The 24169-nt window shown below is 68.4% G+C and carries 22 protein-coding genes; 10 read left to right on the forward strand and 12 right to left on the reverse strand.

The genetic code is table 11. The features are described 5' to 3' along the window. Positions 1-23: 23 nt before the first annotated feature. The 9 genes from ASF32_RS22360 to ASF32_RS22400 all read left to right on the forward strand — a co-directional run bounded on the left by ASF32_RS22360 (position 24) and on the right by ASF32_RS22400 (position 10371). A complete protein-coding gene (locus tag ASF32_RS22360; protein ID WP_056433946.1) occupies positions 24-407 on the forward strand; it encodes a flagellar biosynthesis repressor FlbT in 384 nt (127 codons plus the stop codon). 504 nt (positions 408-911) lie between these two features. Beyond that, on the forward strand, positions 912-2483 hold the full coding sequence (locus ASF32_RS22365) for an ABC transporter substrate-binding protein (RefSeq protein ID WP_056433949.1): 1572 nt from the start codon (positions 912-914) through the stop codon (positions 2481-2483). A 99-nt stretch (positions 2484-2582) separates the two neighbouring features. Next, entirely contained in the window at positions 2583-3563 is a 981-nt protein-coding gene (locus tag ASF32_RS22370) for an ABC transporter permease (RefSeq protein ID WP_056433953.1), read from the forward strand. Then, positions 3563-4486 (forward strand): ABC transporter permease, encoded by a 924-nt coding sequence (locus ASF32_RS22375; protein WP_056433956.1) that lies wholly within the window; start codon positions 3563-3565, stop codon positions 4484-4486. The genes ASF32_RS22370 and ASF32_RS22375 overlap by 1 nt, the downstream gene beginning before the upstream one ends. Continuing rightward, positions 4486-6321: an ABC transporter ATP-binding protein gene (locus ASF32_RS22380; protein WP_056433959.1), complete on the forward strand. Its 1836-nt coding sequence runs from the start codon at positions 4486-4488 to the stop codon at positions 6319-6321. Before ASF32_RS22375 ends, ASF32_RS22380 begins: the two co-directional genes overlap by 1 nt. 86 nt (positions 6322-6407) lie before the next feature. Beyond that, entirely contained in the window at positions 6408-7175 is a 768-nt protein-coding gene (locus ASF32_RS22385) for a DeoR/GlpR family DNA-binding transcription regulator (protein ID WP_244477933.1), read from the forward strand. Beyond that, entirely contained in the window at positions 7168-8460 is a 1293-nt protein-coding gene (locus ASF32_RS22390; RefSeq protein ID WP_056433962.1) for a Zn-dependent hydrolase, read from the forward strand. The genes ASF32_RS22385 and ASF32_RS22390 overlap by 8 nt, the downstream gene beginning before the upstream one ends. Then, complete coding sequence (locus ASF32_RS22395) at positions 8457-9425, forward strand: phosphotransferase (protein ID WP_056433965.1); 969 nt, start codon at positions 8457-8459, stop codon at positions 9423-9425. Before ASF32_RS22390 ends, ASF32_RS22395 begins: the two co-directional genes overlap by 4 nt. Before the next feature lie 10 nt (positions 9426-9435). Further along, the gene (locus ASF32_RS22400) at positions 9436-10371 is read left to right on the forward strand and encodes a phosphotransferase (protein WP_056433974.1); all 936 of its coding nucleotides are present in this window, start codon (positions 9436-9438) and stop codon (positions 10369-10371) included. A 70-nt stretch (positions 10372-10441) separates the two neighbouring features. Here ASF32_RS22400 and ASF32_RS22405 read toward each other — a convergent pair whose 3' ends face one another. From ASF32_RS22405 to ASF32_RS22455, 11 genes are all read right to left on the reverse strand, one after another. Then, positions 10442-10792, reverse strand: coding sequence for a Rieske (2Fe-2S) protein (locus tag ASF32_RS22405; RefSeq protein WP_156467936.1), 351 nt, complete (start codon positions 10790-10792; stop codon positions 10442-10444). Next, entirely contained in the window at positions 10764-11468 is a 705-nt protein-coding gene (locus ASF32_RS22410; protein ID WP_056433977.1) for an ABC transporter ATP-binding protein, read from the reverse strand. Before ASF32_RS22410 ends, ASF32_RS22405 begins: the two co-directional genes overlap by 29 nt. Next, positions 11461-12276, reverse strand: a complete 816-nt coding sequence (locus tag ASF32_RS22415) for an ABC transporter ATP-binding protein (RefSeq protein ID WP_200919231.1) — start codon at positions 12274-12276, stop codon at positions 11461-11463. Before ASF32_RS22415 ends, ASF32_RS22410 begins: the two co-directional genes overlap by 8 nt. Continuing rightward, positions 12273-13310 (reverse strand): branched-chain amino acid ABC transporter permease, encoded by a 1038-nt coding sequence (locus tag ASF32_RS22420; RefSeq protein WP_056433980.1) that lies wholly within the window; start codon positions 13308-13310, stop codon positions 12273-12275. Before ASF32_RS22420 ends, ASF32_RS22415 begins: the two co-directional genes overlap by 4 nt. Further along, positions 13307-14179, reverse strand: coding sequence for a branched-chain amino acid ABC transporter permease (locus tag ASF32_RS22425; protein ID WP_056433983.1), 873 nt, complete (start codon positions 14177-14179; stop codon positions 13307-13309). The genes ASF32_RS22420 and ASF32_RS22425 overlap by 4 nt, the downstream gene beginning before the upstream one ends. Before the next feature lie 338 nt (positions 14180-14517). Then, positions 14518-15669: an ABC transporter substrate-binding protein gene (locus ASF32_RS22430; RefSeq protein ID WP_056433986.1), complete on the reverse strand. Its 1152-nt coding sequence runs from the start codon at positions 15667-15669 to the stop codon at positions 14518-14520. A gap of 43 nt (positions 15670-15712) precedes the next feature. Further along, on the reverse strand, positions 15713-16936 hold the full coding sequence (locus ASF32_RS22435) for a 2Fe-2S iron-sulfur cluster-binding protein (protein ID WP_056433989.1): 1224 nt from the start codon (positions 16934-16936) through the stop codon (positions 15713-15715). Beyond that, on the reverse strand, positions 16933-17808 hold the full coding sequence (locus ASF32_RS22440) for an FAD binding domain-containing protein (RefSeq protein ID WP_056433992.1): 876 nt from the start codon (positions 17806-17808) through the stop codon (positions 16933-16935). Before ASF32_RS22440 ends, ASF32_RS22435 begins: the two co-directional genes overlap by 4 nt. After that, complete coding sequence (locus ASF32_RS22445) at positions 17805-20177, reverse strand: xanthine dehydrogenase family protein molybdopterin-binding subunit (protein ID WP_056433995.1); 2373 nt, start codon at positions 20175-20177, stop codon at positions 17805-17807. The genes ASF32_RS22440 and ASF32_RS22445 overlap by 4 nt, the downstream gene beginning before the upstream one ends. Then, the gene (locus ASF32_RS22450; protein ID WP_056433997.1) at positions 20174-21040 is read right to left on the reverse strand and encodes an alpha/beta hydrolase; all 867 of its coding nucleotides are present in this window, start codon (positions 21038-21040) and stop codon (positions 20174-20176) included. The genes ASF32_RS22445 and ASF32_RS22450 overlap by 4 nt, the downstream gene beginning before the upstream one ends. 25 nt (positions 21041-21065) lie before the next feature. Further along, the gene (locus ASF32_RS22455; protein ID WP_056433999.1) at positions 21066-22340 is read right to left on the reverse strand and encodes an amidohydrolase/deacetylase family metallohydrolase; all 1275 of its coding nucleotides are present in this window, start codon (positions 22338-22340) and stop codon (positions 21066-21068) included. Between the two features lie 151 nt (positions 22341-22491). On the opposite strand from ASF32_RS22455, the gene ASF32_RS22460 reads away from it, so the two are divergent. Continuing rightward, a complete protein-coding gene (locus tag ASF32_RS22460) occupies positions 22492-23013 on the forward strand; it encodes a MarR family transcriptional regulator (RefSeq protein WP_082470079.1) in 522 nt (173 codons plus the stop codon). A gap of 60 nt (positions 23014-23073) precedes the next feature. Here the strand turns inward: ASF32_RS22460 and ASF32_RS22465 are convergent, their stop codons facing one another. Further along, on the reverse strand, positions 23074-24078 hold the full coding sequence (locus ASF32_RS22465; RefSeq protein WP_082470081.1) for a LysR family transcriptional regulator: 1005 nt from the start codon (positions 24076-24078) through the stop codon (positions 23074-23076). Positions 24079-24169: the final 91 nt, after the last annotated feature.

The following is a 24169-nucleotide window of genomic DNA, read 5'->3' on the forward strand; positions in this document are numbered from 1 at the left end:
GTTTCCAGAAGGGATTCACCGCCATGGCCCTGCGCCTCGACCTCAAGCCCTACGAGGGCTTCCTCATCAACGGCGCGCTCATCCGCAACGGATCGCGGCGCTCCGACTTCCTCATCGAGACCCACTGCAAGTTCCTGCGCGAATCCGAGGTCATCAAGGAGAGCGAGGCCGACACGCCCGCGAAGATGCTCTGCGTCACCTTGCAGATCCTCTACCTCGCCGACGACCCGGCCGAGGCCGAGGACCTCTTCGCCCGCCAGGCCACCGAGATCATGCGGACGAGCCCGTCGCTCGCCCCCCACCTGCTCGCGATTCACGACGCGATCGCGGACCGCCGCCACCACGGAGCGATCAAGCTGGGCCGCGCCCTCGTGGTCGCCGAGCGGAGCCTTTCCGAGGCCGCGTGATCGATAAGGGCGCCGCGTGGCAGGCTCCCTCCCGCCGGCCGTCACGGCGCAACCTCGCGCTTGTAGCGCGGCGGCCCGATGCAGGAATTCCCCGAACGGAGCATCGGCCTGACCGGTTGCCGCGACGCGGTGACGATATGCAGCGAGGCTGCCTCATGGCGCCTCGTCGAACTCTTGGAGCCTCGTCGAACTCTTGGAGCCTCGTCGACCCGGCAGATGAGAGAGGCTGGCGTTGTCCTCCACCGACGCGCCGATGCAGCGCAGGCCCGTAACCGGGCCAGAGCCCTGCTCACATCGCCCCTTCGTCGCGACGCTCGACCCTTCGCTGATCCCCGCCCATCGACGGCACGAGAGAAGTGGATCGTCGATCGGGAGTCTTCCTCTCGCCCCGACCCTGCCACCATCCGCTCCATGACCGTTTTGACCGGTTCGAGCGCTCTGGCACGCGCCGTGCTTTGTGGTTTTTGACCACTTTGACGGATACGTGGCTTTGGGAGTTTCGGGATGGCCGACGGGATTGATCGCAGGCGTTTTCTGCAAGGCAGTGCGGCACTGGCCGGTGTCAGCCAGATCAATCCGGACTTCCTGATCTCCTCCGCTTTCGCGCAAGGGGGAAAGCCGCTGGTGTTCCTGTCCGCCGAGAACATCACCGGCAACTGGGATCCAACCGCTCACACCACGCTCTCGCAGAAGAACATCGAGGGATTCGTGATGGGCTTCCTCACCCGCACGCCGATGACGCTCGATGACCCGAGCAAGGTGGTCTACGAGCTCGCCACCGATATCCAGCTGATCGAGCCCACCCGCCTGCAGATCAAGCTGCGCAAGGGCATCCACTTCCACGACGGCAAACCGTTCAAGGCCGAGGACGTCAAGGCCACCTTGGAATACGGCTCGGGCAAGGACCGGCCGGCGCAATGGTATCCCGGCCCGACCGACACGCTGACCATCACGACGCCCGACGACGAGACCGTCATCGTCGACACGTCGAAGGGCGGCTATCCCGCCCATCTCTTCATCTTCCTGGCGTCGTTCCTGCCGATCATGTCGGCCAAGGACATCGCGGAAGGGCCGGGCGGCGCCCTGACCCGCCGGCTCAACGGTACGGGTCCGTTCCGCTTCGTCGAACAGCGCGGCAACAGCACCGTCCTCGCCGCCTTCGACGGCTACTTCAAGGGTAAGCCGGCGATCCCGGGCATCGACTTCACCTTCACCGGCGACTCGACCACCCGGATGCTCTCGCTGATGAACGGGCAGGCCTCGATCGTCGAACGGCTCGAGCCCGAGCAGGTCGAGACCGTGAAGGCCAACCCGAAGATCGCGATCAATCAGGTCGTCTCCGTCGAGAACAAGTATCTCTGGTTCCGCTGCTCCAAACCGCCCTTCAACGACGTGCGCGTCCGGATGGCGGCCTGCCACTCCATCGACCGGGCGATGATCGTCGAGCTTCTGGGTGCGGCCGGCCACGCATCCGCGAACTACGTCTCGCCCGTGAAATTCGGCTACGTCGATCTTAAGAACTATCCGGCCTACGACCCCGCCAAGGCGCAGGCGCTGCTGGCCGAGGCCGGCTTCCCGAAGGGGAAGGGGCTGCCGCCGCTCGAATACATCACGTCGGTGGGTTTCTACCCGAAGACCAAGGAATACGGCGAGGTCATCACCGCGATGCTCAACGAGCAGGGGTTCCCGGTGAGCCTCACCGTCCTGGAACCGGCGGCATGGAACGAGCGACTCTACCATCGCCCCGGCGGCGGCCCGGGCCACATGGTCGATTGCGGCTGGTCCACGGGCTCGCCGGAGCCGGATCTGGTGCTGCGCACCCATTTCCACTCGTCCTCGCACCGGATCACCGGCATCGAGGACGCCGCGATCGACGCGAGCCTCGACAAGGAGCGGGCCGCGCCCACGCTGGAAGCACGCAAGGCGATCCTTCAGGACGAGACCATGCCGCTCCTCGCGGCGAAAGTGCCGGCTTTGTCGCTGTTCACCTCCGTGATGATCCACGCGATGCAGAAGGAGCTGCAGGGTCTCTATGTCTACCCCGACGGCTCCATCGACGCCTCCAAGACGGTCTGAGCAACCAGCCCGATCCCATGCGCGTCGGGCGCGCGACACGGTCCGCTCCGGCGGGAGCCGTGTCGCGCCCTGCCGAACCCGTCACCGGACCCGCACCCGATGTTCGTTCTCAGTTTCCTCACCCGGCGCCTCGCGCAGGGTGCGGTCATCATCTTCCTGGTCTCGCTGCTGATCTTCACGCTGCTTCGGGTCGTGCCGGGCGATCCCGTGCGGCTCATGGCCGGCGGCATGGCGCCCGAAGCCCTGATCGAGCAGATCGCCACCCAGATGGGTCTGCGCGATCCCATCCCGGTCCAGTTCGGACGCTACATGGTGCGCGTCGTCCAGGGCGATCTCGGCCAGAGTTTCGTGCGGCCGGCCAACGGCGCGTCGACCGGCGGCGCGACCTTCAACGACACCACCCGCGGCGAGCGTGCGAAGGTCCTGGACCTCATTTTCGATGCCCTGCCGATGACCCTGCAACTGGCGGCATTGGCCCTGCTCTTCGCCCTCGTTTTCTCCAGCCTTCTCGGGATCGCGGCGGGCCTGCACCCGGGCGGCATCGCCGATAAGCTGGCTTTCACCGTCTCGTCGGTCTTCGTCTCGCTGCCTAATTTCTGGCTCGGCATCGTCCTGGCGCTGCTTCTGTCAGTGAAGCTCGGCTGGCTGCCGGCGATCGGCTATGGCGGCTTCTCCTACACCGTGCTGCCGGCCCTGGTGCTCGCGGTGGAACTGTCGCCGGTGCTGATCCGGACTTTGTCGGGGGCCGTCGCCGCGCAGATGAGCGAATCCTACGTCGCCGTCGGCCATGTCCGCGGATTGTCGCCGAGCCGGATCGTCGCCGCCCATGCCCTGCGCAACGCCTCCGTCCCGCTGCTCAACCTGCTCGGGGTGCAGTTCTCCAGCCTGCTCGGCGGCGTGATCATCGTCGAATACATCTTCGATTATCCCGGTCTGGGGCTGCTCACCATCAATGCGGTGCTGCAGCGCGACTTCCCGCTGATCCAGGGCATCGCGATCGTCACCAGCGCGATCTTCGTCCTCATCAACATCCTCGTAGATCTCGCCGCCACCTCCATCGATCCGAGGCTCGAATACTGATGAGCGCCCTCGACGCCACCCTGGTCGCCCAGCCATTGCGGGTCGACGTCGCCGCCTCCCGCTCGATCGGCCGGCGCATCCTCTCGCATGCCGGCCGCTCCACCGAGTTCCGCATCGGCTTCGCGCTGTTCACGCTCCTCGCCCTCGCCGCTGCCTTCTACCCCGAGCTCAGCGGCATCGATCCCTTGAAGATGAACGTGCGCGCGCGCCTGCTGCCGCCGCTGTTCGTCGGTGAGACCTGGAGCTGGGCCCACCCGCTCGGCACCGACCAGATCGGCCGCGACATGCTGGTGCGCAGCCTCGTCGGCCTGCGCTACTCCTTCCTGATCGGCGTTGCCTCGGTCGCCGTCACTCTCCTGATCGGTTGTGCCCTCGGCACGATCGCGGGTTATTTCGGCGGTCGCACGGATACGGTGGTGATGCGCATCACCGACGCGCAACTCTCGATCCCGATGATCATCCTGGCCATCGCGGTGCTCGGCGTCTCGCGTCCGACGATCCCGGCAATCATCCTGGTACTCGGCCTGTCGAACTGGCCAGTCTATGCCCGGGTGATGCGGTCGATGGTCATGGCCGAGCGGGGCCGTGAATACGTGCGGGCCGCGCAGGTCTCCGGGGCGACGCACCCGCGCATCATCCTCACCCTGCTGGTGCCCCTACTGGTGCCGCCGCTGCTCTTCACCTCGGTGCTCGACGTCGCCCGGATGATGATCTTCGAGTCGACGCTCGGATTCCTCGGTCTCGGCGTGCAACCGCCGACACCGACCTTCGGCAACATCATCGCCGATGGCCGCAAGTACCTCCTCAATGCCTGGTGGATCGCCACCATGCCGGGAGTCTTCCTGTGCCTGACGCTGACCAGCATCAACCTGATCGGCGCTGCCTTCGAGCGCGCGCGCAACACGATTCACGGAGGCGCCTGATGGGCCCCGTCCTCTCCGTCCGCGACCTGCGGATCGACCTGAACCTTCCGGGGCGCGAGCGCCGAATCCTCGACGGCATCTCGTTCGACGTCGCGCCACGTGAGATCGTCGGCGTGGTCGGCGCTTCCGGCGCCGGCAAGACGGTGCTGTCCCGGGCGGTGGTCAACTGGATCGCCCCGCCCCTGGTCATCGGCGGCGGCGAGGTTCGGTTCCGCGACCGCAACCTTCTCACGCTGCCCCCGCGCGAGATGCGGCGGCTACGCCGCGACATCGCCTATGTCGGCGCCAATCCCATGGGTGCCCTCGATCCGACCCTCCCGGTCGGGCGCCAGATCGTGGAGAAGATCCGGGCAGTGGCGCCGGAGGTGAATGCGGCCGAAGCACAGGACCGCGTGATCGCGATGCTCGACGCGGTGCGCATTCCCTCGGCGAGCGCGCGCTTTCACGATTACCCGTCGCAATTCTCCGGCGGAATGATGCAGCGGGCCCTGATCGTCGACGCCATGATCTCGAACCCGGCGCTTCTGGTCGCCGACAACGTGACCCAGCCCCTCGACGTCACCGTCGCCGCCCAGGTGATCCGCCTGATGCGCGAGCTGACCGAGGGGTTCGACACCGCGATCCTGTTCGTCTCGTCCTCGCTCCCCGTCGCCCGCGAGGCGGCGAGCCGTATCCTCGTCATCGATGAGGGCAGGCTGGTGGAGGAGCAGCCGACCGAAGCGCTGATCGCCGCGCCCCGCCATCCCTATACCCGCGAACTCGTGGCGCAGATCCCTGCGATCTGGAGCGCGCGGCCGACGGTGCCGGCCATCCCGCGGAAGGCCGTAATGCCGGGCTCCGCCATCGTCAGCCTGCGGGACGTGTCGCAGACCTACCGGGTGAAGAAGCGCGGCAGCTTTGCCGGGACGAGCGCGCTGCGCGCGGTTCGCCACGTCACCTTCGACATCCACAAGGGCGACAGCTTCGCGGTGGTCGGCGAATCCGGCTGCGGCAAGTCCACCCTGATGCGCCTGCTCAGCCGCCTGGAGCGGCCCAGCAGCGGCGAGGTCCTGTGTGAGGGGAGGGACATTGCAGGGCTTTCCGGGTCCGAGCTTCTCGCCTTCCGGCGCAAGCTTCAGCTCGTGCTCCAGGATCCGTTCGACTCGCTGCCTCCGCGCACGGGCATCGGTGCGATGCTCGAAGCGCCCCTGCGCACTCATGGCTGGCGCGACGCCCGGCGTATCCGCGACAAGGTACGGGACGTCATGAACGATGTGGGGTTGCCCGTCTCGCTCTACGACCAGTTGCCGCTCGGGCTTTCCGCCGGGCAGCGCCAGCGCATCAACGTCGCCCGCGCCATGGTGCTCGACCCGGAGATCCTGCTCATGGACGAGACCCTCTCGGCCCTCGACCAGACGGAACAGTTCAAATTGCTGGCCTTGTTCGACACGCTCCAGCGCGCGCACGGCCTCACCTACATCTACATCAGCCACGACCTCGCCATGGTGCGCAAAGCCTGCAACCGTATCGCCGTGATGTATCTCGGCGAGGTCGTGGAACTCGCCGATAACGAGCGCCTCTTCTTCGATCCCGGCCATCCCTATACGCGGACCCTGCTGTCGGCGATGCCAACCCTGGAGGAGCGGCGCTACCGGCCGGAGGATTGTCTCCTCGAGGGCGAGCCCCCGAGCCCGATCGACCTGCCGACCGGCTGCTCGTTCCGGTCACGCTGCCCGCAGGCATTCGAGACCTGCGTCACCCTGAGCCCGCACCTCGGCGTGCGCGGATCGCGCGATCTCGCCGCCTGCCATCTCGAGACGGATCCCGCCCCGAACCGTGTCGCCGGACTCGTCTGATGCACGGCTTGTTCCTTCGGCGGGCCCATCTCCCGGTCGGCGTCGGGACCGGGGCACATGGCCCCGGATCGGCGGCAAAGGAGGGAATGCCTGCGATGGGGATTACCGGGCGTCGCCTCGATCTCGTCCTCGATGCGCTCGAACGCGACGGGCGGGTGACCGTGAAGGACCTCGCGACCCGGCTCGCCATCAGCACCGAGACCGTGCGGCGCGACCTGCGCGACCTCGAACTGCGTGGCCATGCGCGGCGGGTCTATGGCGGGGCCGTCCTCGACCGGAGAGAGAGCGACAGGCCCTTCGATGAACGTGTCCGGGTCGGCGCCCGGGAAAAGGCGCGGATCGCAGAGGCCGCCCTGCCACTCGTCGAGGACGGCATGACCGTCTTCATCGATGCGGGCACCACGACACTGGCCTTCGCCCGCAAGTTGCTGGGCCGGCGCATCCGGGTCCACACCAACTCCATCGACATCGCAGCGCTTCTGGCGGGCGATCCCCAGGCGCAGGTCACCGTGCTGGGCGGAGACATGAAGCCGGACTACAGGGCCCTGTTCGGCCATCGCACGCTCGCCGTCCTGCGCGAGCACATCTACGACGTAGCCATCATGGGCATCGTCACCGTGCATCACGCGCACGGGTTCATGGATCTTGGCGAGGACGAGGCGGTCCTGCGCCGTTTCGCCGTGGAGCGCACGCGCCACTCCGTCATCCTGGCCGATTCCTCCAAGTTCGGCCGGCTCGGCACCATCCGCACCTTCGGCCTCGACGCCGTCGACACCCTCGTCACCAACGCCCCTCTCACGCGCGATATCGCGCGGGCCTTTCAGCGCACACAAGTGGATGTAATCCATGCCTGAGACGACCTCACCCTCTTCCGTACGGATCGACCCCGCGCGCCTCCAGGCCATGATGGAGGCCGTCTCCGTTTTCGGCGGCGGAGCGGACGGCTCCATGACCCGCCTGACCCTCTCGCCCGAAGACGGACAGGCGCGCGACTGGCTCGCCACGTGGTTCCGCAAGAACGGCTTCGCGGAAAAGGTCGATCCTATCGGCAATCAGTTCGGGCGCCTCGATCTGGCCAGCGCCAACGCCCCCGTGGTGATGGTCGGTTCCCATATCGACAGCCAGCCCAATGGCGGCCGTTTCGACGGCGCACTCGGTGTGATCTCCGCCTGCGAGGCCATCCTGGCGGTCCGCGAGACTCTGGAAAAGAGCGGCGGCCGGTCCGCCTGCAACTTCGTGGTCGCCAACTGGACCAACGAGGAAGGGGCTCGCTTCCAGCCGAGTCTCCTCGGCAGCAGCGTCTTCACGGGAGCGGCGGACCTGGCCTGGGCCCTCGACCGGCGGGACGGGGCGGGGATCTCGGTCGGCGAAGCTTTGGAGAGCATCGGCTATGCCGGGACCGATACCGTTCCGATTCCAGACGCCTATCTCGAGTTGCACATCGAAGGTGATTCGGTCCTCGAGCGGGAAGGGCTGCGGTTCGGTGCCTTCACGCGGTTCTGGGGAGCCGTGAAGTATCGCCTCGCCTTCCTTGGGCGGCAGGCCCATACCGGGCCGACCCCGATGGCGGCGCGCCACGACGCCCTCCTGGCCGGGGCCTATGTCATCACCGACCTCAAGGCGCTGGCCGGGGAATTCGGGCTCGACCTGCACACCTCCGTCGGCCGGATGGAGGTGTATCCGAACTCGCCCAACACCGTTCCGAGCGAGGCCGTGCTGTTCATCGAGCTCCGTTCCGGATCGCAGGCGATCCTGGCCGAGGCGGAGACGCGCCTGCTGGCGAGCATCGAGGCGGCGGTCGCACGGGCCGAAGTCGGGCATGAGGTCCGCTCCATCGACCGCCGCGCGGCGGGACGGATGTCGCCCGGTCTCGTCCACCTCGCCGAGCGCGCGAGCGACGCCAACGGCGCCCCGGCCCGATCCCTCGACACGATCGGCGGCCATGATGCGATCAGCCTTGCGGCGGTGTGTCCCTCCATCGTGCTGGCCGTCCCCAGTGTCGGCGGCGTGATCCACCACCCGACCGAGTTCACCACGCCGGAGGATCATGCCTTCGGCACGCAGGTCCTGGCGGATATGCTCCTTATCCTGGCCAACGAGGGCCTGTCGGTCCTCGAAGTGGAGAAGGAGCGCCGGTGAAAGCGCTCGGCATGCCGGCGGATACGCAGGAACGCCTTGCCGAAGCGGCCCTTGCCGCCGCGCCCATGCTGGCGGGGAGGGCGGTCCATTATCGGGAGGCTGTGCCAGGGGTCGCCTCGCCGTCCTATCACGGCGTCGAATCGACCTCGTACCTCGTCGGCGAGGCCGTGGATGCGGCACCTCGCTACTTCCTGAAGGTGGGGGAGCGAGCGGCCGCGGCCTTGCTCGATCCCTCCGCTGCCTTCCGGGCAGCGCAACGGATCGCCTCCCTGGGTCTTGCGCCTCGCCCCCTCCACTTGGCCGAGGCGGAGGGCGCGATCCTGTTCGAGTCTCTCGGCCCCGAATGGCGTCCCGCCACCCTCGACGCGTTGCGCCGGCCCGAGCGCATGATCACGGTCTTCGAGGCCTTGCGGCGCATCGGTGCCGGCGAACCGTTCGAACGTCGCTGGAGCGTCTTCGAGGCGATCCGCGGGCTTCGCGCATTCCTCGGCGAGGAGGCCGACACCCTGCCGCAGGATTCCTGGTTCCTGTTCGATTGGGTCGACGCCATCGAGGCGGCGCTGACAGCCGCCGGAACCGAGATCCGTCCGGCCCATGCCGACCCCCATGCCTCGAACCTGCTGTTCTCCCCGGACGGCGCGCTCCAGCTCGTGGATTTCGACATGGCCTGTGACACCGACCCCCATTACCAGCTCGGCGCCTTTCTCAACGAGGCCTGCCAGCTCGACGCCCAGATGAAGCCTGCGATCGAGATGGCGGAAGGGGCTTACCGCGACGCCATCTTCCACCGTTGCCGGGCCTATGCCGCCGCCGACGATCTCCATTGGGGCCTCCGGGCCCTGGCTATGGACCGCCTGTCACCCCGTCGCGCCCTGGAATTCCGCAAATATGCGGCCTGGCGCTTCCTGCGGTGCCGGATGCGGGTCGGTGGACCGGGTTTCGAGGAAAGCCTGAGATCCCTGTGACGAGGCGAGCATGATATCCCTGGGCGGCGGCACCACCGATACCGAACGCGCCTTCGAGGCCATTCTCCGCTCGGTCGCGCCATGGCAGGGACGCCCCATGCGCTATCGCCCGGTCCTGGGCGGCATCAGCAACATGAATTGGCGCGTCGAGATCGGTGGCGAACCGCATGCCTATTTCGTGAAGATGCCCGGTCGCGGAACGGAAATGTTCATCGATCGCGCCGCCGCCCGCGCCGCCAGCCGGCAGGCCGAAGCGATCGGACTCGGGCCCCGTACCTTCGATCATCTCGACGCACGGGACATCGAGATCGCCGAGTTCGTCGATGGCCGACGTCCGTCGACCCACCGCGACTTCGCCGACCCCGCCCTGCGGGCCGAGGCGATGGGCGTCTATCGCCGATTCCACGCGGCGCCGCTGCTGCCCCTCACCAAGACCGTGTTCGACATGATCGCCGAACATGACCGGCAGGTGGCCGAACTCCGGGCACCGATGCCGCCCGACCATGTGTGGCTGACGCGCCAGACGCGCTTGGCGCAGTCGGCGCTCGAAGCCTCCGGTCTCGATCTCGTACCCTGTTTCAACGACCCGATGCCGGGCAACTTCCTCATTGGCGAGGATGGCTCCATCCTGCTGATCGACTTCGAATACGCCTCCAACAACGATCGCCTTTACGACCTCGCGATCTGGAGCGGAGAGATGTTCTTCCCCGAGAGCGTCGATCGCGAGCTGATCGAGGCGTATTTCGGGCGCTACGACGAGGCATCGTTCGCCCGCCTGATGGTGCACAAAGCACTTGCCGACGTGAAATGGTCGACCTGGGCGATGGTGCAGAACACCATCTCCACCCTCGATTTCGACTTCTACAAATACGGAATCTGGAAACACATGCGGGCCCGCTCGATCATGAACGATCCGCGCTGGCCGATCTTTCTGAAGGCGCTCTGATCACTGGGCTTCATCGCCGCGGCGCCGAGATGATCGTCTCGGCGAGCGAACCCGGCGATGCCATGCGCCCTCATCCGTCGGATTCGATCCGTACCTGGATATCGCCCCCCTTCCTGCGGGTCGGGTAGGTGCGGAGGTCGCGAAAGAACCATCCCGGCGAGACGGCACCGTCCGTCAGCGCGAACCATGCCGCGTGCCTTGGGCAGAATAGGCGCCCCCCGGAGCAATGGCCGAGGGCGAGATCCGCCCCTTCATGCGGGCAGGCCCGTTCCGCCGCGAAGATGCCGTCACCGTCCCGCACGAGCACGAGATGGCGCCCGGCGACGAAGACGGGGAGAATGGCCCGGCCGTCCAGGGCCCCGATCCGGCAGGCATGGATCCAGGCCCCGCCTTCAACCGCCGAGATAGGCTTGGCGCACATGCGGGTCCGCGATCAGCGTAGAGCCCGGCCCCGCCAGTACGATGCGGCCAGTCTCCAGCAGGTAGGCGTAGTCGCAGAGTTCGAGGGCCGCGAAGGCGTTCTGCTCCACGAGGAGGACCGTGGTGCCGGCGTCGCAGATCGCCCGGATGACGGCGAACATGCGCTCGACGATGTTGGGGGCGAGCCCCAGCGAAGGCTCGTCGAACAGGACGAGCCGGGGGCGGGACATCAGCGCACGGCCGATGGCCAGCATCTGCTGCTCGCCCCCCGAAAGGGTGCCGGCAGCCTGGTGCTTGCGCTCGGCGAGGCGCGGGAACTCGCCATAGATGCGCGCGAGATCGGCGGACACCCCGGCCGGATCGCGCCGCAGGTAGGCGCCCATGGCGAGGTTCTCCGCGACGCTCATCTGCGGGAACACCCGCCGCCCCTCCGGGCAATGGGCGATGCCCTGGGCCAGCACCTTGCGCGGGTCGGTGCCGGTGATGTCCCGGCCGGCGAAGTGAATGCTGCCCGAGCGCGCCGGGATGAGTCCCGAGACGGCCCGGAGCGTCGTCGACTTGCCGGCGCCGTTGGCGCCGACCAACGCCACGAGCTGTCCCTCCTCGACCTTGAGCGAGAGCCCCTTCAGGGCCGTCACCGTGCCATAGCCGCAGACGAGATCGCGGATCTCAAGCATCGATCGTCTCCCTGGCGGCCTGTGCGGCTTCGCGGGCGGCACTGCCCTGGCCGAGATAGGCCTCGATCACGGCCGGATCGGATCGGATCGCCGCCGGCGGCCCCTCGGCAATGAGGCGGCCGTAATTCAGCACCACGATCCGGTCGGACACTTCCATGACCATCGGCATGTCGTGCTCGACGAGGAGGATGGTGACGCCGCGCTCGCGGATCGAGCGGATCAGGCGTACGAAGACCTGGGTCTCGGAGGCGTTCATGCCGGAGACCGGCTCGTCGAGCAGCAGCATGGCAGGCTCGGTGGCCAGGGCCAGCGCGACCCCGACGAGGCGCTGTTCGCCATAGGCCAGGGACCCGGCTTTCTCCTGGGCCCGGCCGGAGAGCCCGACCCAGTCGAGGAGTTCACGGGCCCGGTCTCGCAGAGCCGCCTCGCCGGTGCGGTCCCGCCCGAGCAGCGTGTCGACCAGCCGCGCGCGGCCCCGCCGATGCAGGCCGATCATCACATTGTCGAACACGGTGTCGTCGGGGAACACGCTGGTGCGCTGGAACGTCCGACTCAGGCCGAGACGGACGATCTCATGTGGCTGCAACCCCTGGAGGCTGGTGCCGCGGAACCGGACCTGACCCTGGCTGGGCTTCAGGAAGCCCGTCATCACGTTGAAGGCCGTCGTCTTGCCAGCCCCGTTCGGGCCGATCAGGCTGACGATCTCGCCGGGATGGACGTCGAAATGCAGGTCGGCGATGGCGACGAGGCCGCCGAAGCGCACGCCGACATGGTCCACCGACAGGATGGGAGCGCGGATCTCGCTCATGGCCTGGCCTCTACGGGCATCCGGGCGGGTGCGCCACCGGGCGCGTGACGGCGCGTGGCGAGGCGAGTGAGCCCTGGCACGATGCCGCGGGGCATGACGAACTGGATCACGATCAGCACGAGACCGAACACCATCCATTGCGCCTCGGGCACCATGACCGGCCGCAGGGCGACGGGAAGCAGGCCGAAGATCAGGCCGCCGACGACGGGGCCGAGCAGCGTCCCCTTGCCGCCGCCCACCACCATGATGACCATGGTGACCGTGGTGGAGAACAGGAACACGTCGGGATCGATGATGCGCAGGTAATGGGCGTAGAGGCTGCCGGCCGCCCCCGCCATCGCCGCCGAGATCACCGCCGCGAGGGTCAGGGTCCGGGTGGCGTTGATGCCGACCGAGAGGGCCAGGGACTCGTTCTCCTTCAGGCCCCGCATGGCCCGTCCGAAGCGCGAACGCACGAGGCGGGCGATGAGGGCGTAGCAGAGCGTGCCGACCACGAGGACGAGGTAGTAGTTCTGCAGCTTCGTCCGCAGAGTGACGGAGCCGAGGCCGGGCAGGCCGAGGCTGAAGGGTGGGATGCCCGTCAGCGCCAGGGGGCCCTGCGTCAGCTCCACCCAGTTGAGGGCGACGAGCCGCACCACCTCGGCGAAGGAGATCGTCACGATGACGAAATAGGCACCCCGCACCCGGAAGGACAGGCGGCCGACGAGGTAGCCGCAGGCGGCCGTCGCCAGCACGGCGAGGCCGAAGCCCACCACAGGCGGCCACGGCTCGTGTACGATGCGAAGGCCCCAGAGCAGCTCCACGTCGAAGCCGAGGCTCGTAAGGGCGCTGACATAGGCGCCGATGCCGAAGAAGGCGATGTGCCCGAGGCTGAGCTGCCCGGTGAAGCCGAGCAGCAGGTTCAGGCTCATGGCCGCGATGGTGACGATGCCCGTCGTGATCAGCGCGTTCAGCAGGTAGGGGTTGTGGCCCAGCGCGAAGGGCAGGGCGGCCAGCGCCGCCAGGAGGGCGAGAGCGGGGAGGTGCCGGGTCATCCGATACGCTCCGCCTTGGCGAAGAGGCCGGTCGGCTTGAAGATCAGCACCGCGATGATGATCAGGAAGCCCATGGCGTCCCGATAGCCGGAGGAGATGTAGCCGGCGCCCAGTTCCTCGGCCAGCGCCAGGATGAAGCCGCCGATGGCCGCCCCGGTGATGTTACCGAGCCCGCCGAGAATCACGATGGCGAAGGCCTTCAGCTCGGCCATGCCGCCCATCTGCGGGAACACCACATAGACAGGCCCGAGGAGTGCGCCGGCCGCCGCCGCGAGGCTGGAGCCGATGGCGAAGGTCGCGGTGTAGACGAGCCGCACGTTGACCCCCATCAGAGAGGCGGTGTCATGGTCCTGGAAGGTCGCCCGCATGGCCAGCCCGAGGCGGGTCCGGTTGATGAGCCAGTAGGTCAGGCCGATCAGCGCGAGAGCCGCGCCCAGCACGAACAGCCGCAGCCACGACACCGAGACGGGTCCGAGCTGGAGCGGCGCATCCGGGAACGGCGTCGGGATCGATTTCGCGACGCCGCCGAACAGCCAGAGCGTGCCCGATTGCAGGACGATGCCGGCGCCGATCATCACCAGCATGGTCGTGTCCATGTCGGCGCCGCGTAAGGGCCGCAGCAGCACGAGGTCGAGGATTGCGCCGAGCAAGAGGCCGCCGAGGATCGCGGTCGGCAGGGCGGCGAAGAAGCCGAGCCCGAGGGCGGTGACGGCGAGGTACATGACGTAGGCGCCCACCGTGTAGAGGGCGCCGTGGGTGAAGTTCACCACGTTCATGATGCCGAAGATCAGGGTCAACCCGATGCCGAGCAGGGCATAGGTTCCCCCCAGGACCAGGGTGTTGAGGAGGTGCTGCAGGAATTCGGTCATCGAGGCCTCGCCTGTAAGCAGGTGATACGGTCGTCGGCTGAGCGTCAGTGCAGAGTCAGCGAGCTTGGCGCGGGTCCCTGTCCGTCAGCGTGACGGCAATTGCGCGGGATGGGCGGCCCTCTTCCCCCTTGTGGGGAGGAGTTGGAGGTGGGGGTGGTTGAGCGACCCTCAGCTTGCGGGGGCTAGCGGAGCCACCCCCACTCCTAACCTCTCCCCACAAGGGGGAGAGGGACGCGCTCTGCGTGCAAAAACAGATGGGGGAATCCAGTAGCCCTAAGGAGAAGAGCCTGTTCCGCATGTGATACCCGAGGGGTGCGAGCCGGGAGGCATGCGCCCGGCTAAAGCGTCGGCACCACGACCTTCCCGCCGTCGATCTTGACGAGATAGACGTCCGGCTTGCTCTGGCCGCTCTCGGACCCGGCGGGGCCGGCCTTGGCGAAGCGAATCTGTCCGTTGAGGCCGGTGAAATCGACCGACCAGAAGCCCTTCTTGATCGAGGCCGCATCGGCGGCGCCGCCCTTCTCGATGGCCGCCGCGATGGCGCGGATGCCGTCGTAGCCTCGGAAGCTCTCGGTGACGCCGGCGAACTCGAAGCCGCGCTTCTTCCATTCGCCGATGAAATAGGCGGTGGCCGCCGGGTTCGGGGTTTTGTCCGGGTACCAGGGCAGGAAGGTGGTGAGATGCATCGTCCCCTCGGCGGCGTTGCCCGCCTGGGCGATGATCTGGTCGGGGTTCTGGGAGCCGCCGGTGGTGATGATCCGCTTCTTGAGGCCGAGCGCCGCCATCTGCTTGAACAGAAGCGTCAGCTGGTCGACGGCGGCCGTGATCATGATCGTGTCGGCATCCGAGCCCTTCAGCTTGGACAATTGAGCGCTCATGTCCTGCGCGCCCTGGTCCATGGTCTCCACGAGGCCGACCGTGACGCCCTTGCCCTTGAGCATCTTGCCGAAATCGGCCGCCGCCCCCCGGCCCCAGTCGTTGTTGATGGCCAGGAAATCGACCTTCTTCAGCCCGAGCTTCTCCACCATCGGCGCGAAGGCCTCGGCTTCCAGGGCCGAGGGCGGCGAGATGCGGAAGACGTACGGATTGCCCGAGGTGGTGATCTTGCCCGACGACGACGTCTCCACCAGCATCGCGGTCTCGTAATCGGCGAGCTTGGGCATCACCGCGAGCGTCAGGCTCGAACCCCAGGCCCCCATGAGCACCGGGGTCTTGTCGCTGGTGATGAGTTTTTCAGCCACCGCCGCTGCCTCGGTGGGGTTGCTCTTGTTGTCCTCGACGACGAGTTCGAGCTTCTTTCCCAAGACACCGCCCTTGGCGTTGATTTCGTCGGCGGCGATCCGGGCGCCGTTGACCACGTAGGTGCCCGATGCCGCGAACGGCCCGGTGAGGGGCTCGTTGACGCCGATCCGGATCGCCTGCGCGTGGGCTACCCCCGCCGACAGGACGAAGGCGAGGGTCAAGGCGGGAATCGTGTGGCTGCGCGTCATGGTGGTCTCCGGTCTTGAGCAGGATCGCGGGGGGAGGCGACGGTCAGGGACGGCGGCCCCATGCGGCGAGACGCCGGCGCAGGGAGGTCGTCAGCATCGTGAGGAGCAGGCGCAGGGGGTTGAGGCCCGTGGCAGCCGGGGCCGGCGCACCGGAGAGGCGGGCTTCGAGGTTCGCGGCAAAGTCGGCCCCGAGGCGTCCGGCGAGGTCGCGCACGAGCCCCGGCCGCCCGAACTGCGCCAGCGGCCCCTTGAGGGTGTAGCCGACGGCGAGATCGATCCGGGCGGTACCGGGGGTCTCGCCCGGTCCGACGCGGTAGCGGATCTCGCCCTGGGTGGCGGAGCGTCCGCCCGCGTCGCTGCCGGCACCGAGGATGCGTCCCGTGCGGGCCGCCTCATCGCGAAAGATCCGGGCGCGGCCGCGAAAGCGCGCGGCGATCGGCCCGATCCGCACCTGAAGCGCGCCCTCGACCGCGTCCGGGTTCGGCTGGCCCGTCAGCATGGCGCCGGGCAGGCAGGCGGCCACGGCCTCGACGTCGCCGAACAGAGCGAAGACGGTGTCGGGCGGGTGCGCCACGGTGAAGGACTGGTCGAACCGGTGGGCCGGCACGAAATCGCCGTCGAGATCGGCGATCGACGGCGCGGTCTCGGCCTGTGCGACGGGGCGCAGGGGCGTGCGGGCCGCATCCGATGCAGTGCCGGACGACGTGCCGAGGCGCGCGCCGACGGGGCCGAGGCCGCGCTGTCCGCCGGTCGTCGGCCCGATACCGCGGGCGCGGCGCTCGGCGATGACGCTACGGACCGCCCGGACGATGCCGACATAACCGGTGCAGCGGCACAGGTTGCCCGAGAGGCCGGCGCGGATGCGGCGCTCGTCGGCGTCCGGCAGGCGCAGGACGAGATCACGGGCGGCGATGAGCATGCCGGGCGTGCAGTAGCCGCACTGGAGGGCGTGCTCACGGTTGAAGGCGGCGCGCAATTCACCGGCGACCGGGTCGTCGTCGAGGCCTTCGATGGTGGTGATGTCGGCCCCCGCGCAGGCCCCCGAAACGGTCAGGCAGGCGCGGGCCGGCTCGCCGTCGAGCAGCACCGTGCAGGCCCCGCAGATTCCGTGCTCGCAGCCGAGATGGGTCCCGGTCAGGTCGAGGGTGTCGCGCAGGACATCGCCGAGATGCGTGCGCGGCTCGGCCCGCAGGCTGCGCGCACGACCGTTTACGGTGAAGTTTAGCGGCAGGCGGTCGTCGCGAAGGGCTGACGCGGCGGTGCTCATGCGGCCTCGCTGACAGTAGGTGTGAGGGAGGGCGGCGCGGCGGCCGCCTGGGCAATGGCGCGGCCCAGCACGGTGACGTGGACGTAACGGTCGACGGCGTCGGTCATCCCGGCCTCGCGCAGGCGCGCATCGGCGGCCCGGGCATCGAAGCGTTCGGCGAAGTCGGGACCGATCCGGCCGCCGAACAGGTCGGATGCGTCCGGGATCACGAGGGGCGCACGCTCGATGGCGCCGATCACCACACGGCCGCGCCCGGCATGGGGCTCGATCCGTACGGCCCCGATGGCGTGGGCGAACTCGCCGATCTTGGAGCAATGCTTGACGTAGCCCCAGGCAGTGCCGGGAGGGAGGGCGGAAATCCGCACGGCGACCAGCATCTCGCCGGGCGCCAGGGCCACGTCGAGGGCGCCGGTGACGAAGTCCTCCAGGGCCAGCCGGCGGCGACCGGATGTCGAGGCCAGCTCGACTTCGGCGCCGAGCGCGATCAGCGACGTGACCCAGTCGGCGGCCGGATCGGCATGGACGAGGGAGCCGCCAATGGTGCCGCGATTGCGCACCGGCCGGTAGGCGATGGCCATCGCCACCCGCGCCATGACGCCGCCCGTGAGGTCGGGGACGCGCCCGTCCTCGATATCCGCATGGGTGATGCAGGCGCCGAGCACCAGGGTCTCGCCTTCGACCGAGGCCCGACGCAGCTCGGGGATGCCCGTGATGTCGAGGACGAGGTCGGGTTCGACGAGGCGCAGGTTCAGCATCGGTCCGAGGGATTGCCCCCCGGCCATCAGCTTCACGCTGCCCTCGGCGGTGGCGAGCCGGGCGAGCAGGGCGGACAGATCGCCGGGGCGCTCATAGGCGAAGCGGGCGGGTTTCATGCGGCCTCCCGGCTGCGGGCAGAGGCCGCGTCGCGAGCCTCCAGCACGGCCTCGACGATGCGGTGCTGGCTCACCGGCGCATGCAGCATCGCCACACCGAGGGGACGCAGGGCGTCGTTGATGGCGTTGGCGAGCGCAGCCGGGGGCGCGATGGCCCCGCCCTCGCCGATCCCCTTCACGCCGAACTGCGTGTAGGGGGAGGGGGTCTCCATGTGGTCGATGCGGGGTTCGGGCACCTCCGCCGGCCCCGGCAGGAGGTAGTCGGCGAAGGTGGAGGCCAGCGGCTGGCCCCGGGAATCGAAGCGCATCTCCTCGTAGAGGGCCGTACCGATCCCCTGCGCGAGGCCGCCATAGATCTGGCCGTCCACCACCAGCGGGTTCACCAGGGTGCCGCCATCCTCGATGATGACGTAGTCGAGGATTTCCACCGCCCCGAGATCGGGGTCCACGGCGACGAGGGCCGCATGGGCCGCGTACGAGAAGGTGCCGGAATCGCGTTGCGGCTTGTAACCGGCGGTGACTTCGAGGCCGCCCGGATTCACGTCCAGGCTCAAATCCTGCGGGCGCCGGTACCAGGTGTGGGCGATCTGCGCGAGGCCGACATCGCCCGAGGGACCGACGACGCGGCCCGCCTCGAAACGGCAGTCCGCCGGGTCGGCCTGGAGCAGGTGCGCCCCGATGCGGAGCGCCCGCAAGCTGAGTTCGCGGCAGGCCGCCGCCACGGCGCCGCCCGCCATCACCATCACGCGCGAGCCCCAGGAGCCGGTGGAATACGGCGTCATCGCGGTGTCGCCATGGACAAGGCGCGTGCGGGCCACCGGAACGCCGAGGATCTCGTGCGCCACCTGCGCCAGGGTCGTCTCCAATCCCTGCCCGTGCGAATGCGCGCCGATCCGGAGTTCGAGCCCGCCATCGGGGGTGAGGCGCGCACCCGCCTGCTCGTGGCCCGGCACCATGGGGATGCCCCAGCCGGAATAGACCGAGGTGCCGTGCGCCGCCTGCTCGCAATAGATCGAGAGCCCAAGGCCGATGCGGCGCCCGTCGGGCTCGGGAATCCGCTGGCGCGCCCGTACGGCGTCGACATCGATGGCTTTCAGGGCGCGTCTCAGCGCCTGCGGATAGTCGCCGCTGTCGAAATGCTTGGCGGTGATGTTGTCGAAGGGCATCTGCTCGGCCCGCACGAGGTTCTTCTCGCGCACCGTCCAGGGCTCGAGGCCGGCCTCGGCCGCCACCGCGTCGAGGATGAGCTCCATGGCGAAACACACGCCGGTCCGGGCGACCCCGCGATAGGGCAGGATCGGGCACTTGTTGGTGGCGACCGACCAGGTCCGGCAGCGATAGGCCGGGAAGTCGTAAGGGCCGGGCAGAATGCTCGCCACCTGCGCGGCCTCAAGGCAGGCGGAGAACGGGTAGGCCGAATAGGCCCCGGAATCGACGGTGGCCTCGCAATCGATGCCCCGGAGGGTGCCGTCCCGCTCCGCATAGGCGGTGATGCGGTAATGGTGCTCGCGGCAATTGGCGTTTGCGGTGAGGTGTTCGCGCCGGTCCTCCAGCCAGCGCACGGGGTGGCCGACGCGGAGCGCCAGCCAGGCGAGGCAGACATCCTCGGCGAGCAGGATCGCCTTGTAGCCGAAGCCGCCGCCGACATCGGGCGAAACGATGCGCAGGCGCCCCTGCTCGATCCCGAGACATTCGGAGAGGCCGTTGCGCACGATATGCGGCATCTGGCTCGCCGTGTGGACCACGAGCTGGTCCATTCGGTGGTCGAGATGCACCACCGTGCCCCGCCCCTCGATGGGCGCCATGCACTGGCGTCCGGTGGAGATGGTCCGCGAGACCTTGATCGGGGCATCGAGCGCCGCGGCGAAGTTCACGTCGACCAGGGTCTCCAGGAAGACGTTGTCGCCCCAATGCTCGTGGACCAGGGCGGAGCCGGGCTCGCGGGCGGCGAGCATGTCGTGCACGGCTGGAAGCTCTTCGAGGTCGAGGACGATGGCGGCGGCGATGTCCTCGGCTTGCGCTCGCGTCGGCGCGAGGCAGATCGCCAGCAATTCACCGACCTGCCGGACCTTGTCCTTGGCAAGGACCGGCTGCTCGGAGACCTTGAAACCGGCGAGCCCCGAAACGGCCCGGATCGGCTGCACGTCCGCGAGGTCGGCCGCCGTGAACACGTGGTGGCGAAACGCCTCCGGTACGTGGATCGCCCGGATACGGGCATGCGCCAGGGGGCTGCGGACGAAGGCGACGTCCTGCAGGCCGGGTAGGCGCAGGTCGCCGACATAGTGCCCACGCCCGCGCATCAGGCGGTCGTCTTCCTTGCGGGGCAGACGCGCGCCGACGCCCTCGGTGAGCAGGATCGCGTCGCTCATGCGTGTCTCCCCTTGATGAGATCGATCGCGGCGCGCACCAGCACGCCGCCGGGACGACGCAGTTCGCTCAAGATCGAGAAGTGTTCGGCCCCCACGACGGGAAGGAGCGGCCCCGGCGCGTGGTGAGCGCTGCGCAGGGCGTGGAAGTCGCGGGCGTCGTGGACGAGGGCCGGGCGCTCGGCCGTGCCGTAGGCGATGGCCAGGGGTTTCCCCACCACCGGCAGGCGCAGGGGCGACAAGGCCGCGACCTCCGCGTCGGTGAGGGAGAGGGCCTGGTTCAGCCCGGTGTCGCGGATGGGCCCGAGTTCGTAGACGCCCGAGATCGCGAGCCCCGCCACCACGGCCGGGTGATGGAGCTGCATCGCCGCGAGATGCGCCCCCGCCGACCAGCCGGCGAGGACCAGCGGACCACTGAGGCCGTGCGCCGGCCCGTGCTCGGCCAGCCAGTCGAGGGCCAGGCCGATCTCCTCGACGATTTGCGTCAGGCTCGCCTCGGGGGCGAGGGTGTGGCCGGGCATCGCCACGGACCAGCCGGCGGCGGCGGGGCCTTCGGCGAAGCAGGCGAACAGTTCACGAGAATTGCGCTGCCAATAGCCGCCATGGATGAAGACGAGGCAGGGCGCCGCCGGGTCGGCGGCCGGGTAGAGGTCGAGGGCCGTGCGCGGGGCGGGCGCATAGGGGATGTCGAGGGCGCCCGGATGCGCAGCGCGGTAGGCGGCTGAGGCCGCGTTGCGCGCCGCGGCCTGGGCGGCGGCATCGGGCACCGCCGCGTTGTTGTCGTAGGCGGCATCGCGCGCTGCCCGGTCGAGGCAGGACCAATCGTGCCGGGGGTCGGGCGGCAGCGGGGACGGATCGGCCCTCATGCGGTCGTCTCCTTGGGTGCCAGGGTCAGGCCGCGATGGCGCTGGGCAGGATCGGCGAGTCGGCGTCGAAGCGGCGGCCGGCGCGCAGGCAGAAGGCCGGCTGCAGCAGGCGCTGGGCGATGACCTGGGTGTCCTCGTTGTCGCGCAGCAGGAAACGGCCGCGATGGTCGTGCAGCACCGAGACGTCGGCGGCGAAGCCCGGCGTCAGGGCACCGATCCGGTCGGACAGGCCCAGCATCTCGGCCGGATGCTTCGTCACCATGGGGACGACCTGTTCGAGGCTGAGGCCCAAAGCCATCATCGAACTCATCGCCTGGGTCAGGCTGAAGCGGGCTTGGCCCAGGAAGGGGTGGTTCTCGTCGTCGTGGTGCTCGTCGGGCGTGCCCGCCGGCCGCGGCACCTCGGTGTTGTAGCCGTGCATGTCGGCGCCCAGCGTGTAGGGCACGACGCCTGCCGGCAGGGAGGCGCGGGCAACCCGATAGGAGAAGTGGCTGCCATGCCCGACATCGACCCGGAGGCCCGCATCCATCGCCGCCCGGATGATCGGGTGGACGACGCCCTCCTCATTGATGAAGCCGCCGGGATGCCGGGTGAACGGGTGGGCGAGGAAATCCCCGGGACGCAGCAGCGGGATCACCCGCTCCATGATGGTGTTGGCGTCCTCGCCATTGGCGCCGTTCTCGGGCAGGCCCCAGAGCTGGCCGAAATGCACGTAGAGCGGCAGGTCGGCCCGGCGGCTGATCTCGGCCGCCATCTCCATCACCTTGATGCCCCAGCGGGCGAAGCCCCCGATCTCGGCGTGCCCCTTGATGCCGCGCACGAGGTCGCGGTTCTCCACGGCCGACTTCACCGTGGCGTCGATGTCGACCCCGTCCGGGCTGTAGAGGTTCGGGTAGAAGTGACCTTCGAGGCCCCCGACCAGATAGGCGGAAAGGAACGCGTAGATCCGGGTTTCGGCCTTCTCCGCGATGAAGTGGCGGAAGCCCGGCAGGGTCATGCAGGACGCGCCGCCCTGGTCGATCACCGTGGTCACGCCCGAGCGCACGCCGACCATGTCCGGCGGCAGTCCGAACCGTCCGGTGACGTATTGGTAGACGTGCCCGTGGGTGTCGATCATCCCCGGCAGGACGAGCTTGCCAGAGACGTTCACCACCTCGGTGGCGGCAGACGGTATGATGCTGTCCTCGACGGCGGCGATCCGCCCGTCGCGGATGGCGACGTCCTTGATGCCATCGATGCCAGAGGCCGGGCAGATGACCCGTCCGCCGCGCAGCAGCATGTCGTAGCGACCAGCGTCCATTCCGTCTCCTCCATCGTCGCGCGTCGGCCTTCGCCTTGCCTCGCACGGACGTGACCAGGGAAATGCGAAGTATGCTTCGTATATTTGCCTAGGCATGTTACGTGCCAGGAACCGTCCGGGCTTCGGATCGGGAGCGGGAGACGGGACGCAGATGAACGAAAGCGGGCTGGCTGAAGCGGATGCGGCGCCCTCACCGGAGGCTCTTCAGGCCCTCGGAACGCCCTGGCTCCTGCCGGAACGGCCGGGCTTTCTGATGCGGCGGCTGCATCAGATCCATGTCAGCCTATTTTCAGAGCGTTGTGGCGCTTTCCGCGTCACTCCCCTGCAGTACAGCCTGCTCTCTCTACTGGCAGAACGTGAGGAAGCCGACCAGACAACCTTGGCCAACGCGGTCGCCTTGGACAGAACGACGACGACCGGCGCCCTCAAACGCCTGGAGCTACGCGGATACGTCGAACGCTCTGCTTCGCCGACCGATCGGCGTTCTCAACGCTGTCGCCTGACCCAGGCAGGCCGTGCCCTGCTGGGGCAGATGGAGACGGCCGCGCGTCAGGCCCATGACGCGACGCTCGAACCCCTTTCGGAAGAGGAGCAGGCGACACTAATCCGGCTCATGAAGAAGATCACCGCCGCCCATCAGCAGCGGCGCGACGCGGACGGGCTCGTGAATTGAGCGGCCCCGCAGAGAAGCGCCCGCAGGCCTCCAGCGCGCAGGCGGGTGACCGCCCGACGATCATGCAGAATGCACTGTCTCGCATCGCGGTTGAACACTTGGAACGCGCTTCCGCGGCGGTTCCCCGACATGGCGAACCGCCGGTGGAGCGGCATCGTCCGCCGACACCCGAAACTGCGCATCCGCTGTAATCGTGCTCTTCAGGAAGGCCATGACGGCCCGGATGCGGGGCACGAATTGAAGATCTGCGTGAACGTTCAGCCAGAGTTCCCGGGTCGTGAAGGCGCTCCCGTGCAGAACCGGAACGAGGTCGTCACGGGCCGTCACCGCAAAGCTCGGCAGCAGAACGAGGCCGAGCCCTCCGAGTGCCGCGCTCTTCTGCGCGATCATGCTGGTGGAGCGGAACACCGTCCGGGGCTCGTCGAGCACGTCGTCCAGCCAGCGGACGCAATCGACCTGTATGAGATCCTCGACGTAAGAGACGAAGCGGTGCTCCTTCAGCGCCCATAGATCGACGGGGCATCCATGCCGCGCGAGGTAGCTCGGCGCCGCATACAGGCCAAGCCGGAACGCTCCGATCTGCTCCGAGACCAACCCTCTCCCCGGTGGCTTGAAGAAGCTGAGGAAGAGGTCGGCCTCGCGACGGTTGACGTAGACGGTCTGAGCCGAGGTCACGAGGTCGATCATCAAGTCGGGGTGGCGGTCTCTCAAGCTCGAGAGGCGCTCGGCGAGGTACAGGGAGGCAATGCCTTCCATCGTGGCGAGCCGTACGCGCCCCCCGATACGGCCATCGCCGGAATGATCCTCGTGCCGGAGGGAGATGACCGCGCTCTCGACCTGCTCGGCATGCTGGAGCATGCGCTGCCCCATATCGCTGAGACGGAGCCCCGACGGCACGCGCTCGAAGAGTGCGAGGCCGAGGACACTCTCCAGGTTCGCCAGCCTCCGGCTCACAGTGGATTGGTCGACCTTCAGGCGCTTGGCCGCGGCGGCGAGACTCCCGCCACGGGCCGCTCCCAGAAAGACCTTGATGTCGTTCCAGTCCAGGAGATCGAAGGTCTGCATGGTCGAAGCGGGCGCAAGATGTGCGCCAGTCGCCCCTGTGCGCCGGCCCGGACATCATCCCGGAGACATCCTGCAAGGCGCCTTGCAGAAT

Source organism: Methylobacterium sp. Leaf91, assembly GCF_001422815.1.
Classification (GTDB): Bacteria; Pseudomonadota; Alphaproteobacteria; order Rhizobiales; family Beijerinckiaceae; genus Methylobacterium.

Bases quoted from the DNA above. Each gene is read 5' to 3' on its own strand.
- ASF32_RS22360 (WP_056433946.1), top strand. From the start codon at position 24: ATGGCCCTGCGCCTCGACCTCAAGCCCTACGAGGGCTTCCTCATCAAC.
- ASF32_RS22365 (WP_056433949.1), top strand. From the start codon at position 912: ATGGCCGACGGGATTGATCGCAGGCGTTTTCTGCAAGGCAGTGCGGCA.
- ASF32_RS22370 (WP_056433953.1), top strand. From the start codon at position 2,583: ATGTTCGTTCTCAGTTTCCTCACCCGGCGCCTCGCGCAGGGTGCGGTC.
- ASF32_RS22375 (WP_056433956.1), top strand. From the start codon at position 3,563: ATGAGCGCCCTCGACGCCACCCTGGTCGCCCAGCCATTGCGGGTCGAC.
- ASF32_RS22380 (WP_056433959.1), top strand. From the start codon at position 4,486: ATGGGCCCCGTCCTCTCCGTCCGCGACCTGCGGATCGACCTGAACCTT.
- ASF32_RS22385 (WP_244477933.1), top strand. From the start codon at position 6,408: ATGCCTGCGATGGGGATTACCGGGCGTCGCCTCGATCTCGTCCTCGAT.
- ASF32_RS22390 (WP_056433962.1), top strand. From the start codon at position 7,168: ATGCCTGAGACGACCTCACCCTCTTCCGTACGGATCGACCCCGCGCGC.
- ASF32_RS22400 (WP_056433974.1), top strand. From the start codon at position 9,436: ATGATATCCCTGGGCGGCGGCACCACCGATACCGAACGCGCCTTCGAG.
- ASF32_RS22405 (WP_156467936.1), bottom strand. From the start codon at position 10,792: ATGTGCGCCAAGCCTATCTCGGCGGTTGAAGGCGGGGCCTGGATCCAT.
- ASF32_RS22410 (WP_056433977.1), bottom strand. From the start codon at position 11,468: ATGCTTGAGATCCGCGATCTCGTCTGCGGCTATGGCACGGTGACGGCC.
- ASF32_RS22415 (WP_200919231.1), bottom strand. From the start codon at position 12,276: ATGAGCGAGATCCGCGCTCCCATCCTGTCGGTGGACCATGTCGGCGTG.
- ASF32_RS22420 (WP_056433980.1), bottom strand. From the start codon at position 13,310: ATGACCCGGCACCTCCCCGCTCTCGCCCTCCTGGCGGCGCTGGCCGCC.
- ASF32_RS22425 (WP_056433983.1), bottom strand. From the start codon at position 14,179: ATGACCGAATTCCTGCAGCACCTCCTCAACACCCTGGTCCTGGGGGGA.
- ASF32_RS22430 (WP_056433986.1), bottom strand. From the start codon at position 15,669: ATGACGCGCAGCCACACGATTCCCGCCTTGACCCTCGCCTTCGTCCTG.
- ASF32_RS22435 (WP_056433989.1), bottom strand. From the start codon at position 16,936: ATGAGCACCGCCGCGTCAGCCCTTCGCGACGACCGCCTGCCGCTAAAC.
- ASF32_RS22440 (WP_056433992.1), bottom strand. From the start codon at position 17,808: ATGAAACCCGCCCGCTTCGCCTATGAGCGCCCCGGCGATCTGTCCGCC.
- ASF32_RS22445 (WP_056433995.1), bottom strand. From the start codon at position 20,177: ATGAGCGACGCGATCCTGCTCACCGAGGGCGTCGGCGCGCGTCTGCCC.
- ASF32_RS22450 (WP_056433997.1), bottom strand. From the start codon at position 21,040: ATGAGGGCCGATCCGTCCCCGCTGCCGCCCGACCCCCGGCACGATTGG.
- ASF32_RS22455 (WP_056433999.1), bottom strand. From the start codon at position 22,340: ATGGACGCTGGTCGCTACGACATGCTGCTGCGCGGCGGACGGGTCATC.
- ASF32_RS22460 (WP_082470079.1), top strand. From the start codon at position 22,492: ATGAACGAAAGCGGGCTGGCTGAAGCGGATGCGGCGCCCTCACCGGAG.
- ASF32_RS22465 (WP_082470081.1), bottom strand. From the start codon at position 24,078: ATGCAGACCTTCGATCTCCTGGACTGGAACGACATCAAGGTCTTTCTG.